A 14566-nucleotide genomic window follows, 5' to 3' on the forward strand; every position below is an offset into this window, starting at 1 on the left:
CGGGACCAGGGCAGCGCCCGGTGGTGACCGGAGCGGCCCGTGCGGCCGGTGTCAGTGGGCGACCACCGGCACCGGCACCTCGCCCTCGATGCCGTCCATCATCGCGGACGACTCCCCGGCGCCCGGGCGGCCGGCGTTGACGAAGGTCACCGCGACCAGCGCGGCCAGCACCAGGATGCCGACGGCGACCCAGATCGCGCTCGCGTAGCCGTGCACCATGCCCTGGAGCTGGACCAGCTGCTGCTGCGGCTTGGTGGCCGCCGTCGCGATGTGGTCCTTGATGTACGACGTGGTCGCCGAGGACGCGATGGTGTTCAGCAGGGCCGTACCGATCGCGCCACCCACCTGCTGGGAGGTGTTGACCATGGCGGAGGCGACACCGGCGTCACGCGGCTGCACACCGTGCGTGGCCAGGGACATGGCCGGCATGAACGCCGTACCCATGCCGAGGCCGAGCAGCAGCAGGGCCGGGAGCACCAGGGTCGTGTACGAGGAGCCGATCTCCAGCTGCGCGAACAGGAACATGCCGACGCCCGCCACCAGGAAGCCCGGGCCCATCAGCAGCCGCGCCGGGACGCGGGTCATCAGCCGGGTGCCGATCTGGGTGGACCCGGTGATCATGCCCGCCACCATCGGCAGGAAGGCGAAGCCGGTCTTGACCGGCGAGTAGCCCTTCACGACCTGGAGATAGTAGGTCAGGAAGAGGAAGGTGCCGAACATCGCGATGATCGCGAGACCGAGGGAGAGGTAGATACCACCGCGGTTGCGGTCGGTGACCACGCGCAGCGGCAGCAGCGGCGCCTTGACCCGCGCCTCGGTGACGACGAAGGACACCAGCAGCACCGCCGCCGCGATGAACAGACCGATCGTCACGGAGTCGCCCCAGCCGTCGGACTCGGCGCGCGTGAAGCCGTAGACGAGGGAGACCAGGCCGAGGGTGGAGAGGATGACGCCGGGGATGTCGAGCGGCGAGCGGTTGCGGCCGCCCTCGGGCTCACGGATGACGAAGTAGGCACCGGCCGCGGCGACGATGGCGAACGGGACGTTGACGAAGAACGTCCAGCGCCAGTCCAGGTACTCGGTGAGGAAGCCGCCGAGGATCAGACCGACGGCACCGCCGCCACCGGCGATCGCGCCGTAGATGCCGAACGCCTTGGCGCGCTCCTTGGCGTCGGTGAACATCACCGCGAGCAGGGACAGCGCGGCGGGCGCGAGCAGGGCGCCGAAGACACCCTGGAGGGCGCGGGCGCCGAACATCATCGCGCCGGACTGCGCCGCACCGCCGAGCGCGGAGGCCGCGGCGAAGCCGGTCAGACCGACGACGAAGGCCCGCTTGCGGCCCCAGAGGTCGGCGATACGGCCGCCGAAGAGCAGCAGACCGCCGAAGGCGAGGGCGTAGGCGGTGACGACCCACTGACGGTTGCCGTCGGATATGCCGAGGTCCTGCTGGGCGGACGGCAGCGCGATGTTCACGATGGTGGCGTCGAGGACGACCATCAGCTGGGCGAGGGCGATGAAGACGAGCGCCCGCCAGCGATTGGCGTCGGGAGCGGAAGCGCCGTTGACGCTTCGGGCAGATGAAGACATGGAGGTACCCACTTCGGGACTGCGTAACGGAAAAAAGTCGGACTTGGGAGCGGAAAAGGGGTGCGTCGGTGCGGGCGATCGGTCGGTCGGTCGTCTACAGGTGGTCGGCGTCTGGGGACATGGGTCAGTACGGGCACCGGTCGGGCACGGACGTCGGCCGGTGCGGCGCGGGTCGTGTCAGCCCCCGTCGGCAGACGCCTCGGCCGTCATCGGCCCCGTCGCCCACACCCTCGGTCGTACTGCCCCGGTCGTACTGCTCCGGTCGAACCGCCCTGGTCGTACTGCCCCCGTCGGCAGACGCCCGCTGATGCAGACGGATCGGATCGGATGGGATCGGATCGGCGGAACCCATCGGCACTGGTCGGTACTGATCGGTACTGGTCGCTGTGATCACCGGTGATCTCTGGCGCTCGCTGGTGATCGCTCGTGAATCGCTACTGGTCGGTCAGGGTCGGCGCAGTTCCTCCATGGTGACGGCCGTACCCGGCAGCTCGGAGCGGGCCGGGGCCCGCAGCCCGTCCAGGAACAGCTGGAGATGGCGGTGCATGTAGCGGTCGGCGCTGAGGCATGCCGTACCGGCCGGCGGCCTGCTCAGCTGGGCCACGCCGATCGTGAGATCGCCGACGCCCACATCCGGACGGAGCTGTCCGGAGGCCCTGGCCCGCTCCATGAGTTCTTCTACGAGCCGCTCGATCCGTTCGCGCGCGGCTTCGAGGTCGGGGTGGTTCTGGTCGAAGGTGGTGGAGACCATCGGGCACAGCGCGCTGAGCCGCTCGTCGGCGGCGGCGTGTGCGAAGAGCTCAAGCGCCTCGAAGGCGTCGGCGCACTCCACGAGGGCCCGCTCGGCCACCTCGGACGTACGGTCGAGGACCGAGCAGACGATTTCGCGGGCGAGTGCATCGCGGTCGGGGAAGTTTCGGTACACCGTGGCGTTGCCGACACCGGCCCGGCGGGCGATCTCGTCGAACGGCACATCGGCGCCGAACTCGACGAACATCTCCCGGGCTGCGGTGACGATCCGCTCCCGATTGCGCAGGGCGTCGGCGCGGGGCCTGGGCGCTCGGCGCCGCTCGGGGGTCGCGGTCGCGGTCGGCACGGCATTCTCCTCGGACTCGGACGAAGTGGATCGCGATCCGGGGAATCGTTCTCCGTTTCGCGTGGACACCGGTCTAAACGGGGATTCGCTCCCCGGTTATTTCACTCCGTCGGCACAATTTTCTGTGAGCTGCGTCACAGGGCAGGGGATTCCCTGTCCCGCCCTCGGGGTGCACCCCCACCCGTGAACCCTCTCCACTCCCGTCCCCGCCCCACGTCACCCCCTCCGCGCCCGAGAACCCCTCGTTCGGTCTCCTCCAGCGCGCGCCGCCGGAACGCGCGACACAGGGTGATCGCAAGGGTGCAGCCGGGGACCGGCGGCTGCCGTGGGAGCGGAGGGCCACCGCATGCAGCTGCCCCGTCGCCGGGTCCGCCCTCGTCGTGCCGCTTCCCTCGCCTCGGTCACCGCACTGACGCTGCTGGTCGCCACCTCCGCCGGTACCGGACAGCTGACACCGGACTCCACGACGGCGGGACCCGCCGCCCCCAACCGCGCCTCGGCACTGCGCCCCTGCATGATCCACGGGCACCAGAACATCCAGATGCCCGAAGGCATCCCGACCTCCTCCGGTTACGCCCACTCCACCGGCACCGTCCACGCCCTGACCCTGATGATCGACTTCCCGGACGTCCCGGGGCAGGGCAGCGCGATGGACCGGTACGCGGAGTTCTTCCCGCAGACCCAGCAGTGGTTCACCACCGGCTCCTACGGCCGTCTCGACTACCGCCCCGAGGCCCCCATACGTCACTGGCTGCGGATGCCCAAACCCTTCAAGGCCTACGGGATAGAACGCGGCGCCCCCTTCGACCCCGGTTACCGCCAGCTCGTCCAGGACATAGTCGCCGCGGCCGACGCGCAGGTGGACTTCCGCCGCTACGACCTGCTGAATGTGCTGGCCACCCCGAACGCAGGCCCGTCCGCCCTGGACACCGTGCTGTCCGTGACCTTCGCGGGCAACGCCGACGCTCCCCTGGCCGACGGGGTGCCGGTCGCCAACGCGTCCTTCATCTACAGCCGCCAGGACGACGGCTCGGGCTCCTACGCCGTGACCGGCTACCGGGTGCTGCCGCACGAGAACACCCACACCTTCGGCCTGCCCGACCTCTACACCCAGGAGGGCGGTACCGCCGTCGGGCACTGGGACATCATGAGCGAGGACTGGGGTGCCAACAACGATCTGCTCGGCTGGCACAAGTGGAAGCTCGGCTGGCTCACCGACTCACAGGTCTCCTGCGACACCGCACGCGGCACGACCTCGTACACACTGACCCCGCTGGCCCGGCCCGGCGGGCGGAAGCTGGTCTTCGTCCCGCTCAGCTCCCGGGCCGGATACGCCGTCGAACTGCGCACCCGCGAGGGCAACGACGCGGCGGTGTGCCGGCCCGGCATCCTCGTCTACCGCGTCGACGCGGACGTGGACACCGGCTACGGGCCCATCACGGTCTACGACTCCCGCCCGAGCAGCGGCGGTTGCACCCGAAGCCCCAACGTCCAGGCCGAGCTGTCCGATGCGACGTTCGTCCCGGGGCAGTCCTTCAAGGACATCCGGGCGGGCGTCGTCATCACCGTGGCGGGGAAGGACCGGTCGGGGAACGTCCGGGTGCATGTGTCCCGCCGATGACGCCTTCCGGCGGACTTCCGGCGACCTTCCGGCGACCCTCCGGCGGTCTTCCCGGGCGCGGGCCCAACTGCCGTAGCGCGTACGGTCAGCCCGCTTCCGCCCGCCGTCCCGCCGGGGCGACCCCCCGCAGCGCGGGGGCCGAAGCTATGCGGGGCAGGAGCAGGGACCAGAAGCGCGTGAGGGTGGTGTGGGAGAGCCAGCGCATGTCGCACTCCCCGAGCGCGGCGAAGCCGACCGTCGCGCCGACCACCGTGGCCGCGAGGTCGCGCGGTGAGACATCGGACAACAGGCCCTCGTGTGCGGCCCGTACGGCCGCGCCCTCCACCCAGGCGTGCCAGCGCTGCTGGAGGTCACCGCACCGGCGGACGTCCCGTTCCTCCCGGGCCCGGTCGCCGAGGTCGAACCCGGCGCGCAGGACGACATCGTGACGCAGGCCCTGCAACAGGGCGTGGCTGGTGTCGACGAGCGACTGGAGTGAGCCGCCGAGCTGCGGCGGCGGCCGTTCGGCGGAGGTGATCCGCCCGAACCGCCGTGCCGCCGCGTCCCGAACCGCCGCCGCGAGCGCGGCCTTGCTGGGGAAGTGGAAGTGCAGCGCGCCATTGCTGACTCCAGCGCGGGAGCTGATCGTCGAGAGCGAGACCGCCTCGAAGCCGTCCTGGGTGAACAGCTCGGCTGCCGACTGGATCAAGGCGTTGCGCGTTCGTACCGCACGTTCCTGCTTGGCCATCACACGCTCCGTTGGGGCTGGGTCAGGAGCATAACAAACCGCGCATGCGGTTTTCAATTGCCTGAGCAACCGTCCCCGGGGCATCCCCCCGTGGCATTCGGAAGCCTCTCAGAAAGGCGGAAACCCATCGCCCGAAAGCACGGATTTCCTCTTCAACCGACACAAAAAATGGATCAGTTCGGTCGCAGCACGACCGGAAGTGCCCCATACCCATGGACAATGAAAGACCGCATCGGCTCGATCTCCTCCAGCGGAATTACAGACTCCAGATCGGGGAAGCGGGCGAAGAGCGCCGACAGCGCGACGGTCGCTTCCAGCCGCGCCAACGGGGCGCCCACACAACGGTGTACGCCGTATCCGAAGCCGATGTCGTCCCGTCGGCCGGGCCGCAGCACATCGAAGACGCCGACGTCCTCGCCGTACGCCTCCGGATCCGCGGCCGCACCGGCGAAGGAGACCAGGATCGGGTCGCCCCTGCCGATCCGTATGCCGTCCAGGTCGATGTCCTCGACGGCGAAACGCATCGGCGAGTACGCGGCGGGGGCGTGGGTGCGCAGGGTCTCGCCGATGACGTCGGCCCATTCGGCACGGCCCTCGCGGACATGGGCGCGCTGTTCCGGGAGGGCGCACAGGGCGCCGATGGTGTTGGTGATGAAGGTGCAGGTGGTTTCCTGCCCGGCGGCGATCATCAGATAGAGGGTGCCGAGGAGTTCCTGCTCCGACAGCCGTCCGTCGGCACCGTCGCGCGCTCCGATGAGAGCGGTCGTCAGATCGTCACCGGGCGCGGCCCGTTTGTCGGCGACCAGTTCGGCCAGCATCCCGAAGACCCGGATCTGCGCGGCCGCCATGTCCTCGCCGGACACCGAGGTGCCGAACACCAGGTCCAGGTCCGCGCACAGGGGTTCCCGGGCCTCGTCCGCGACCCCGAACAGCTCGCAGATGACCCGCATGGGCAGCAGTTTGGCGAACCGGGCCCGCAGATCGACCGGTTCACCCGGCGGCACCTCGGCCAGTTCGTCGAGCAGCGCCTCGGCGATCTCCTCGACGCGCGGCCGCAGAGCCTCCGTTCGGCGTGCGGTGAAGGCCGCGGCGACCAGTCGGCGCAGCCGCCCGTGGCGCTCCCCGTAGGCGAAGAGCATGTTCTCGTTCGCCACCCAGGGGTAGAGCGGCCAGTCCGTGCCGACCCGGCCCTCCACGAAGTCGGGCCAGTGCTGCCGCGCGTCCTTCGACACCCTTGGATCGAGGAGGAGTTGCTTGACGTACTTGTGCCGTACGACCGCCCAGGCGCGCACCCCGCCGGGCAGTTCCACCTCAGTGGCCGGCCCCTGGCCCCGCAGCATGGCGGTCTCGCCCGCGAGGTCACGCCCGGTCACATCGAGGGCGTACGGGCACTTGGTCGTCTCCATCCGGGCACTCCGTTCGGTCGGCCGGGCCGTCCGGCACCGGGCGTGGCGCGCCGGACGGCGTACCACCTGGAACTCACACACCTGCACAGAGGAGACCTGCACAGCGGAGACGCATCCGCCGCCCCGGCGCACCCGCCGTGGCCGCGCACCCGCACGAACACCCGACGTCACCCCCTCCCCCTCGCCCTCCGCGCCGCCCTCAGGGAGCAGCGTCGTCGGCCGCCTCCGACCGGAGCTGCCGCATGGCGGTCTCGTAGACCTTCGGCCCCCGGTCCGGGGAGAAGTCCAGCCGCACCAGCACTCCCGGAACGGCGACCGCGGGCATCAGATGCCGGTAGAGATCGGCGACCCGCTCGGCCAGGTCCGCCCGTTCGCTCATGATCCGGGAGAGGACCTGGACGCCCGTGAAGGCGCCGACGAACAGCTTGGCGAGAGACTCGACATCCACGCTCGGAAGGAGCTCGCCCCGCTGCTTGGCCTCTTCGAAGATGGCCCGGGTGTGCTCGGTCCACGCCTGCATCGGCACCCGCCGGTTGAGGTGGTCCTTCGGCGACCCCTGGTCCACGGTCAGCCGCACGCTGCCCTGGACGATCGGGTCACCGGTGTCCTTCCGGAGCAGATAGGCCAGCAGCAGCGCCTCGTCCAGCGACTCCTGGAGCTTCAACTCCTGTTCCGGCACAGGCGGAAGAGAGGAGACCTGCGCGGCCAGCACGGCCTGGGCGAGCTCCTCCTTCGAGGTGAAGTGGAAGTAGAGGGCGCCCTTGGTCACCCCTGACCTCTTCAGCACGTCGGAGATCGTCGCGGCCTCGTATCCGACCTCGTCGAACACCTCGGCCGCGGCGACCAGAATCGTCTGCCGCGTCCGAATGGCCCGCTCCTGCCGTGCCACAAGCACCCTCCGCCCAGCCCGCACCGCGGGAAAGAGACCGGACGGTCTCTGCCGATACTTCAGGACGATAAAACCAGCCATACGGTTTTTCAACCCTGGAGCCCAAACTGCGCATTTGCCCCCCTTTCCCCCATAAGCTCCAGTCGGGTTCCAGCCGACAACCGGCTGACGTCCGTTCGCGTTCCAGCGGACGCCCACTCGCCGTCCGGCCGACGCCCACCCACCTTCCGGCCGACGCCCACTCGGCTTCCGGCCGACATCGGACCTCCAACCGACCGAAATCCGGCTGCCGTTCGGCCGATGTTCGGCCCCCCTGGAGAGCTCCGTTCGCCGTACGGCCCGCATCCGGGCGCCATTCGGCCTGTGTCCGGCGGTATCCGGTCGATATCCGGGCCCGGCTCCTGTGTACTCCTGGCAGTCCTGACGCGGAGAGGCCTTGAAACAAAAACCGGATGGTACGTATCTTCGCTCCGCCACCTCACACACCTGCCCGAATGACCGAACCACTCAGGGATGCTCGATGACTGTCACGACGTCCGATGTCCTGGCCGCGGGAACGACCGAAGACCGGCTGTTGCCCGGTGTCCCGGTGTTGCTGCACGACCGGGCCACCTCGGCCGCGGACCCGGCGTCCCTCACCGGACGCCCCCCGGTCGCGGACGACCTCACCCGCCTCCTCTTCGAGGGGCCGCACCGCGAACGCCGGCACGGCACCTGGCGCGGGATGATAGCGGGCGGCGCCTTCGCATACCGGCCCGGACTGCCCCCGGCCGAGCGGGCGGCGCTCTCCTACGACCGTCTCCGCCTCGTCAACGACGCCCTCGCCGACCCCGAGCGGTTCGCCGCCGATCCGCACCGGCTGGCCGCGCTGCACGAGTGGACCGGGCCGGTGGACGGTGGGCTGACCACCCTCGCGAGCATCCACTACAACCTGTTCCTCGGCAGTCTCGTCGACCACGACCACGCGGGCCGCGATCTGTCCCCCTTCACCGCGCTGCGCAACACAGGAACGTTTCTGTGCACCGAGCTGGAGCACGGCAACGACGTGGCCGCGATGGAGACCGTCGCCGTCTTCGACCGCGCGGGCGACTGCTTCCGTCTGCACACCCCGACGCCGGGGGCGCGGAAGTTCATGCCCAACACCAGCCTCACCGGGGGGCCGAAGACCGCGGTCGTGGCGGCCCGGCTCCTGGTCGACGGCGAGGACCAGGGCGTCTTCCTCTTCCTGACCCCGCTCAGCGACGGGAACGGCCATCTGCCCGGGGTCACGGTCCGCCTGCTGCCGGACCGCACCGGCACCCCCGTCGACCACTGCCTCACCTCCTTCGACCAGGTGCGGCTGCCGCGCCAGGCGCTCCTTCAGGCCGACCACGGCCGCCTGGACCGCGACGGAACCCTCACCAGCAGCCTCGGCAACAAGCGCAAGCGGCTGCTGCGCTCCATCAACCGCGTCACCATGGGCAAGCTCTGCATGAGCGCCGGGACGCTCGGCATGGCCCGCGCCGCGCTCGCCATCGCGGTCCGCTACTCCGAGAACCGCCTCATCTCGGGCCCGCGGGCCGGGGAGCGCATCCCGCTCGCTGCCCACCGCAGCCACCACGGCCGACTGCTCGACGGACTGGCGACGGCGTATGCGATGACCTTCCTGCACCGCGCCGTGGTCGACCGGTTCGCCGCGCACACCGAGGAGGACCGCGAGGAGACCGAGCGGCTCACGGCCGTGGCCAAGGGCTGGATCACCTGGCAGGCACGGGAGATTGCCATCGAGTGCCGCGAACGCTGCGGCGCACAGGGCCTGTTCCCGGCCAACGGCATCGTGGACCTGACCGCGAACATCGAGGGCGGCATCACCGCGGAGGGCGACAACCTGGTGATCTGGGTGAAGGCCGCCTCCGAGATGGTCTTCGGCCACGAGTCCGCGAAGCCGGAGGCGCTGCCGCCCGGGGACCTGACGGACCTGCCCTTCCTCCGGGGTCTGCTCGCCCAGGTCGAGGCCGTCTGGCAGGGCCGGGCCCGCACGGCCCTGCGCGAGGGCCCGTCCGGCGACCCGGTCGGCCGCTGGAACGTCACCTCCGCCGCCGCCCTGGAGATGGTCTCGGCCCATGCGTGCCGCACGGCCGCCGACGCCTTCGCAGCGGCCGCAGACCGGACGGCGAACCCGGAGACGGCCGCACTGCTGCGCACCCTGTGCCGCCTGTTCCTCCTCCGGCGCCTCCGCGAACACACCGGCGACCTGCTCGCCGACGGCCACCTCACCCCGGACCAGGTCCGCGCCCTGCCAAAGACCCTGGACACGACGATCGCCGAACTCGCCCCCCACATGACGACCCTGGTCGACGCGTTCGACTTCCCCCCGGAGTTCCTCGCCAGGATCCCGATCGCCGACGGCACCACGATCGTCCACACGATGCCCGACCCCCGCTGACCCGAGTCCGGCGAAAGGGGCCCGTGACCGTGAAGCGGCACGGGCCCGACCCAGCAAACCTCAAATGATCAAAACCAGACCCCGGCCTCGTCCCCACCGCCCCGCCCCGATCCGCTAACCTGTTGGAACCGCCTCCAGAGGCGGCCACACCCTTGCAGAAGCCAAGGTGACCGCTCACCCAGAGTAATCACCACCTTCCGCCAGGACCCCGCCTTCGTAGCTCAGGGGATAGAGCACCGCTCTCCTAAAGCGGGTGTCGCAGGTTCGAATCCTGCCGGGGGCACCAGCGCAAAGGCCCCGGACCGATCATGGTCCGGGGCCTTTGACATCTACTTCTGACATCAACGCGGGCGGTCAGCCGCGACCGGGGCGCCTCTTCCGCAGGAGCCGGTCCATGTGGCTCATGGCTTCGCGCTGCGTGTCCTGGACGACGTGGGTGTAGACGTCCATGGTGATGCTGATCTGGGAGTGGCCCAGGATCTCCATCACGACGCGGGGCGCGACTCCGGCCGCCGTGAGGAGGGTCGCGGTGCCGTGCCGGGCGTCGTGCAGTCGGATGACGCGGAGGCCGGCGGACTGGGCGACGCGGGTGAAGGAGCGGTAGAGGTTGCGCGGCTCGACCGGGCGGCCGGTGCGGGTGGTGAAGACGTAAGCGGACTCCTGCCAGCTCTCCCCCGCCTTGGCGCGGGCAGCTGCCTGCCGCATACGGTGCCAGCGCAGGGGCGCGATGCAGAGGGCGGGAAGCGGGACGGCACGGCGACGGCGGCTCTTGGGGTCGTCGTCGTACAGGACGCCACGGCGCCGCTGCATCTGCTGGCGGACGTAGAGGACGCGGTTGTCGAGGTCGAGGTCAGACCAACGAAGGCCGACGATCTCGCCCCGGCGGAGGCCCATGGCGATGGCGAGCACGAAGGCCGCGTAGAGCGGGTCCTTGCGGGATGCCGCAAGGAAGTCGAGCGTCGCGTCGAGAGTCCAGGGCTTCAGCTCGCGGTTGTCGGTGCGGGGCGGCTCGACGAGCTTGGCCACGTTTCGCGTGATCAGTTCCTCGCGGCAGGCGGAGGTGAGTGCCGACCGCAGAACTCGGTGCGATTCCTTGGCGGTTGCTGCGGTGGTCTCCTTCTCCAGTCGGACGAGGAACCGGCGCACGTCGGCGACGCCGAGGGACTCCAACCGCTTAGCGCCGAGCAGGGGCACCAGGTAAAGCCGCACGTGTGCCTCGTACTTGTCGTATGTGCTGAGCTTCCGCCGGGGCTTGATGACGTTGTCCAGCCAGTACGGCAGCCACTCGGAGAGCTTGGCCGACTTGGTGGGTACGGGCACGCCCTGGTCGACCTTGTCGAGCAGTTCACGGCGCTTGGCGTCGCACTCGGCCCAGGTCTTGCCGTAGGCGAACTTGCGGGCACGGGTGCCGTCCGGCTGGAGGACGTAGACCGCGCACTGAAAGCGGCCGTCCTTGCGTTTGGTGATGGTGCCGGCGCCGTTGGGATTCCGCTTGCGTTGCTGGGCCATCAGGCGGCCTCTTCCATCTGCCCGAGAACGAAGTCCCGGACGGCTTCAGCGGGAATCCGCCGCGCACCGTCGATCTTGATCGAGACGAGGCGGTGCGACCGGATGAGGTCATAGACCTTGGAACGTCCGAGCTTCAGCCGGGCCATGACTTCCGGCACGGTCAGGAGTTCTGCGGTGGCGGTGGTCATGCTGCGGCTCCTTCGCGAGCGAGCTGGTCGGCAAGGGCGTCGCGGGCGGTCTCGCGGTTGAGCTGGAGGTCGCGCGCGATGGTCGCGGAGAGGGCGGCTTCACCCGGTGTGTGGCCGTGGCCGGCGTACTGCCAGTCCGCCAGGACGAGGACGGTGTCCGGCTCGCGGTCGTCGAGGCCGAGGACGGATGCCTCTTGGGCGGCGCGGTAGTCGGCGCGTTCCTGGCGCAGGGCACCGAGAGTGGTGGAGTACGTGCGCGACTTGGACGAGAAATGTCCGCGGAAGCCGAGCATGTGAGCCCAGGCCCAGAGGCGCCGGTCCGGGTAGACGCTGTCCAGGTCGCGGCACGCGGTGATGAGCCGCCGGGTGTGGTCGGGGACCTGGTGGCGGTTGAGTTCGGCGAGTTCGCCGATGCGGCGGTCCAGGGTGCCGGTGTTCTCTGCGGCCTTGGTGGCGTACTTGGCCACGTACGAGGCGACGGCCTGCTCGGTGATGTCGGAGCCGTCGCCGAAGGCCTTCACGGGCCGTACGTCGAGTTGGGTACCCCAGCGGAAGGTACGGGCGGGCTGTTCCTCGGCGGCCGGCACCGACACCGACGTGTAGGAGTGCGCGGCGGAGGCGCGGAGCGCGTCCGTGAGGAGGTCGACCGTGGCCCAGGCGGGCGGGGGCGTCCCGGGACCCTCCGGACCGTCGAGGCGTACGACGGCGTGGAAGTGCAGGGCTCCGCGCTTCTGGAACTCGGCGACCTTGCCGTACGAGACACGGAGGTGTTCGGCGAGTTCCCGGCGAGGCAGGCCGACACGGGCGGCGAGTTCGCGGCGGAGTCGGGTGGTGAAGCGCTGCCAGAGCTGTCCGGCGTGGTTGTTGAACAGGACGGCGCCCGCGTAGTCGTAGGCGTCCGGGTCGAGGGCAGTGCCCAGCTCCGGGGCGTCGGGCGCGTGCGGGGTGCCGCAGCGGCAGGTGCCGTGGTCCGGGCGGTTGTGAACCGGGCCGAACGAGGGGGCCGTGAGGGTGGCGAAGACACGCGGGTGATCGCGGACCGAATTGGGGATGTCGCGGCGGTCGTCCCCGGCCAGTCCGGCGCGGATGAGGTGGTACGTGTCGCCCGCGTACGTCCAGGCGCAAGCCGGGCACCGGGAAGCACGGCGGTTGCCACACGCGAGGCGAAGGCGCCCGCCCGGCTCCTTCTCGGTGGAGTAGTGGTGCAGGGTCTCACCACTGCTCTTGTCCTTGTGGAGGACCCAGCCGGTGAGGTGGATCGGGTCGGAGCAGCCACCGGTGCGGCGGACCTGGTCTTCCCAGCGGGCGTAGTCGGAGGCCGAGGCCACCCGGAGCACGTCCCCGAGAGTGATCGGGTCGAGCAGTGTGTCTGGCATGGGCGCCGTCGGTGTTGCGGGTGAGGCGCGGTGGGCCATGCTTGGTGTTCCTTCCGGTTGCGAGATCGGACAGGGGCGGCGCCCGGGCGGCGGATGCTTGGCGGTATCGAGGCCGCCCGGGAGCCGGTCAGCGACGCTTGGCGTCAGAGACGAGCAAGGAGCGAAGGACGACCGCACAGACGGCGACCGAGGCGCCGGTGATGGCGACCGCCAGGAGCAGCGAGACCAGCACGGCGCCGAGGACCAGGACGACGGCCGTGCCCCCGCCGACGAGGGCGAGGACGGCGCCCGGGGTGAGCTGGATCGTGGGCCGGGACGGCGTCGGAGTTGTCGGGACGGCCGGCGGGGTCTCCACGTGTGGGGTGACGGTTGTCGGCTCGACGATGGCGGGCGGAGTGCTGAGGCCCGTCGGCGTGGGCATGGTGGGGATCTTCGGGCGGAACATCGTTGGTCTCCTCTCGCGGGCGGGCTACTTGACGAGGGCGTTGATGGCCGGGGCAAGGACGCTGTCGGCGAGGAGGAAGCCGCCGAGCAGCAATACGGCGATGAGCCAGGCGGGCGGGCGGATGAGCTTGACGCCGAGGTAGCCGACGACGAGCAGCGCCAGCCAGAGCGGCACCTGCATGGGGGTGGTCTCCTAACGGATGCGGCAGCGATGGGTGCGGGCAGCAAGCTGGGCGGCGGACTGACTGGAGTAGTCCGAGGACCAACCGCAGCCCTCGGAGGTGCACACGGCGGCGTGCTTTGTCTGGCCGTTGCGGTCGCGGTGCGTGCCGATCTGCACAGGGCCGATCCGGAGCACGGAGTGGAAGTTGTCGCGGGCGGGCATCGCAGGTCTTCTTCCTGGTCAGGTGAGGTGGGCGGCGATGGCGTCGGCAAGCTGGGGCGGGACGCCGAGGCGGGAGCGCAGGGTGTCGGGGTCGATCGGGGCACCGGTACGTGCGCGGTACTCGTCGGCGACCTTGCGGGCGTGGTCGACCAGTACGGCAGGGACCGGAGGAGCAGGGGCGGGGGCGGGGGCCTGGTCCGGAGAGGCAGGGGGCGCACCAGGCTCGGTCACGACTTCCGTGGCCGAGGCCGGCTCGGCGACCGGGACCAGTTGCTCGGTCGGAGGCCCGTCCTCTTCCGCGTCCGCGACAGGTGCTGGCGGAACCGGCCCCGAGTCCGCAGTCGACGAGTGCGCGAGCAGCGTTCCGCCAAGAAAGGCGAGCGCGGGCCATCCGGCGATGCCGAGGCGGAGCAGGGCGGGCGGGTCGGCGAGGTCGAGGAACCCGGCAGTGGCGACGTTGGCGCCGAGCGAGGCGAACAGTGCGACGACGAACCAGCACCAGGCCAGCCGGGACGGACCCTCACTCCGCAGGCGCCGCCAAGCGGCGACCAGGAGCAGATCGACACTGACCGGGTAGGCCCATGCCTTCCAGCCGTCCTGTCCGGCAGCCGCGGCCAGGTCGTGCAGGTGCGCGAAGGACAGAGCACCGGCGATGACGGCCTGAACCAGGACCGCGTCGACGCGGAGGCCGTGACGGGAACCCATCAGGAGTCACCGGGGTAGGCAGGGCCGCCGTCGGGGTCGTAGCCGTCCGGGAACATGCCGGGCGGCGGTTCGGGCAGCGAGACAGCAAGGGAGGGGCTGACGGCTTCCACGAAGTCGAGGTCGGCGCCGGCCATGTCGGCGTACAGGGCGAGTTGACCTAGCAGGAGCACGGTCCGGGCGAAGTCCTCGCAGTGCGGGCACACGGCGG

General features: G+C 70.4%; 15 protein-coding genes and 1 tRNA gene. 3 read left to right on the top strand and 13 right to left on the bottom strand.

Annotation, left to right across the window (positions count from 1 at the left end; genetic code table 11):
- Positions 1–51: 51 nt before the first annotated feature.
- Positions 52–1587: an MFS transporter gene (locus ACIHAA_RS22340; protein ID WP_399819778.1), complete on the bottom strand. Its 1536-nt coding sequence runs from the start codon at positions 1585–1587 to the stop codon at positions 52–54.
- A gap of 445 nt (positions 1588–2032) precedes the next feature.
- Complete coding sequence (locus ACIHAA_RS22345) at positions 2033–2683, bottom strand: TetR/AcrR family transcriptional regulator (RefSeq protein WP_399819781.1); 651 nt, start codon at positions 2681–2683, stop codon at positions 2033–2035.
- A 346-nt stretch (positions 2684–3029) separates the two neighbouring features.
- Between ACIHAA_RS22345 and ACIHAA_RS22350 the strand changes: the two genes are divergently transcribed.
- Positions 3030–4304, top strand: coding sequence for a M6 family metalloprotease domain-containing protein (locus tag ACIHAA_RS22350; protein ID WP_399819783.1), 1275 nt, complete (start codon positions 3030–3032; stop codon positions 4302–4304).
- 85 nt (positions 4305–4389) lie between these two features.
- Here the strand turns inward: ACIHAA_RS22350 and ACIHAA_RS22355 are convergent, their stop codons facing one another.
- The 3 genes from ACIHAA_RS22355 to ACIHAA_RS22365 all read right to left on the bottom strand — a co-directional run bounded on the left by ACIHAA_RS22355 (position 4390) and on the right by ACIHAA_RS22365 (position 7326).
- Positions 4390–5031, bottom strand: a complete 642-nt coding sequence (locus tag ACIHAA_RS22355; protein ID WP_399819785.1) for a ScbR family autoregulator-binding transcription factor — start codon at positions 5029–5031, stop codon at positions 4390–4392.
- Positions 5032–5204: 173 nt separating this feature from the next.
- Positions 5205–6437 (bottom strand): cytochrome P450, encoded by a 1233-nt coding sequence (locus tag ACIHAA_RS22360; protein ID WP_399819787.1) that lies wholly within the window; start codon positions 6435–6437, stop codon positions 5205–5207.
- 199 nt (positions 6438–6636) lie between these two features.
- The gene (locus ACIHAA_RS22365; protein WP_399819789.1) at positions 6637–7326 is read right to left on the bottom strand and encodes a ScbR family autoregulator-binding transcription factor; all 690 of its coding nucleotides are present in this window, start codon (positions 7324–7326) and stop codon (positions 6637–6639) included.
- A gap of 520 nt (positions 7327–7846) precedes the next feature.
- Here ACIHAA_RS22365 and ACIHAA_RS22370 point away from each other — a divergent pair.
- Positions 7847–9751, top strand: a complete 1905-nt coding sequence (locus ACIHAA_RS22370; RefSeq protein WP_399819791.1) for an acyl-CoA dehydrogenase — start codon at positions 7847–7849, stop codon at positions 9749–9751.
- A 210-nt stretch (positions 9752–9961) separates the two neighbouring features.
- A tRNA-Arg gene (locus ACIHAA_RS22375) sits at positions 9962–10037 on the top strand.
- A gap of 68 nt (positions 10038–10105) precedes the next feature.
- Here the strand turns inward: ACIHAA_RS22375 and ACIHAA_RS22380 are convergent.
- The 8 genes from ACIHAA_RS22380 to ACIHAA_RS22415 form a co-directional block, all read right to left on the bottom strand.
- A complete protein-coding gene (locus ACIHAA_RS22380) occupies positions 10106–11260 on the bottom strand; it encodes a tyrosine-type recombinase/integrase (protein ID WP_399819793.1) in 1155 nt (384 codons plus the stop codon).
- Positions 11260–11448, bottom strand: coding sequence for a helix-turn-helix domain-containing protein (locus ACIHAA_RS22385; protein WP_399819795.1), 189 nt, complete (start codon positions 11446–11448; stop codon positions 11260–11262). Before ACIHAA_RS22385 ends, ACIHAA_RS22380 begins: the two co-directional genes overlap by 1 nt.
- Entirely contained in the window at positions 11445–12824 is a 1380-nt protein-coding gene (repSA, locus tag ACIHAA_RS22390; protein ID WP_399819797.1) for a replication initiator protein RepSA, read from the bottom strand. Before repSA ends, ACIHAA_RS22385 begins: the two co-directional genes overlap by 4 nt.
- 127 nt (positions 12825–12951) lie before the next feature.
- Entirely contained in the window at positions 12952–13269 is a 318-nt protein-coding gene (locus tag ACIHAA_RS22395; protein ID WP_399819800.1) for a SpdD-like protein, read from the bottom strand.
- Between the two features lie 24 nt (positions 13270–13293).
- Entirely contained in the window at positions 13294–13449 is a 156-nt protein-coding gene (locus tag ACIHAA_RS22400; protein ID WP_101417603.1) for a hypothetical protein, read from the bottom strand.
- Positions 13450–13461: 12 nt separating this feature from the next.
- Complete coding sequence (locus ACIHAA_RS22405) at positions 13462–13653, bottom strand: mobile element transfer protein (RefSeq protein WP_397658911.1); 192 nt, start codon at positions 13651–13653, stop codon at positions 13462–13464.
- Between the two features lie 18 nt (positions 13654–13671).
- Positions 13672–14358, bottom strand: a complete 687-nt coding sequence (locus ACIHAA_RS22410) for a DUF2637 domain-containing protein (RefSeq protein WP_399819803.1) — start codon at positions 14356–14358, stop codon at positions 13672–13674.
- Entirely contained in the window at positions 14358–14561 is a 204-nt protein-coding gene (locus ACIHAA_RS22415) for a hypothetical protein (protein ID WP_399819805.1), read from the bottom strand. Before ACIHAA_RS22415 ends, ACIHAA_RS22410 begins: the two co-directional genes overlap by 1 nt.
- Between the last annotated feature and the right edge of the window lie 5 nt (positions 14562–14566).

The organism is Streptomyces sp. NPDC052040, assembly GCF_044548405.1.
In the GTDB taxonomy this organism is placed as follows: domain Bacteria; phylum Actinomycetota; class Actinomycetes; order Streptomycetales; family Streptomycetaceae; genus Streptomyces.

What these genes read in the sequence shown, in the direction of transcription:
- ACIHAA_RS22340 (WP_399819778.1), bottom strand. Translation starts at nt 1,587, where the DNA reads ATGTCTTCATCTGCCCGAAGCGTCAACGGCGCTTCCGCTCCCGACGCC.
- ACIHAA_RS22350 (WP_399819783.1), top strand. Translation starts at nt 3,030, where the DNA reads ATGCAGCTGCCCCGTCGCCGGGTCCGCCCTCGTCGTGCCGCTTCCCTC.
- ACIHAA_RS22355 (WP_399819785.1), bottom strand. Translation starts at nt 5,031, where the DNA reads ATGGCCAAGCAGGAACGTGCGGTACGAACGCGCAACGCCTTGATCCAG.
- ACIHAA_RS22360 (WP_399819787.1), bottom strand. Translation starts at nt 6,437, where the DNA reads ATGGAGACGACCAAGTGCCCGTACGCCCTCGATGTGACCGGGCGTGAC.
- ACIHAA_RS22370 (WP_399819791.1), top strand. Translation starts at nt 7,847, where the DNA reads ATGACTGTCACGACGTCCGATGTCCTGGCCGCGGGAACGACCGAAGAC.
- ACIHAA_RS22380 (WP_399819793.1), bottom strand. Translation starts at nt 11,260, where the DNA reads ATGGCCCAGCAACGCAAGCGGAATCCCAACGGCGCCGGCACCATCACC.
- ACIHAA_RS22385 (WP_399819795.1), bottom strand. Translation starts at nt 11,448, where the DNA reads ATGACCACCGCCACCGCAGAACTCCTGACCGTGCCGGAAGTCATGGCC.
- repSA (WP_399819797.1), bottom strand. Translation starts at nt 12,824, where the DNA reads ATGCCAGACACACTGCTCGACCCGATCACTCTCGGGGACGTGCTCCGG.
- ACIHAA_RS22395 (WP_399819800.1), bottom strand. Translation starts at nt 13,269, where the DNA reads ATGTTCCGCCCGAAGATCCCCACCATGCCCACGCCGACGGGCCTCAGC.
- ACIHAA_RS22400 (WP_101417603.1), bottom strand. Translation starts at nt 13,449, where the DNA reads ATGCAGGTGCCGCTCTGGCTGGCGCTGCTCGTCGTCGGCTACCTCGGC.
- ACIHAA_RS22405 (WP_397658911.1), bottom strand. Translation starts at nt 13,653, where the DNA reads ATGCCCGCCCGCGACAACTTCCACTCCGTGCTCCGGATCGGCCCTGTG.
- ACIHAA_RS22410 (WP_399819803.1), bottom strand. Translation starts at nt 14,358, where the DNA reads ATGGGTTCCCGTCACGGCCTCCGCGTCGACGCGGTCCTGGTTCAGGCC.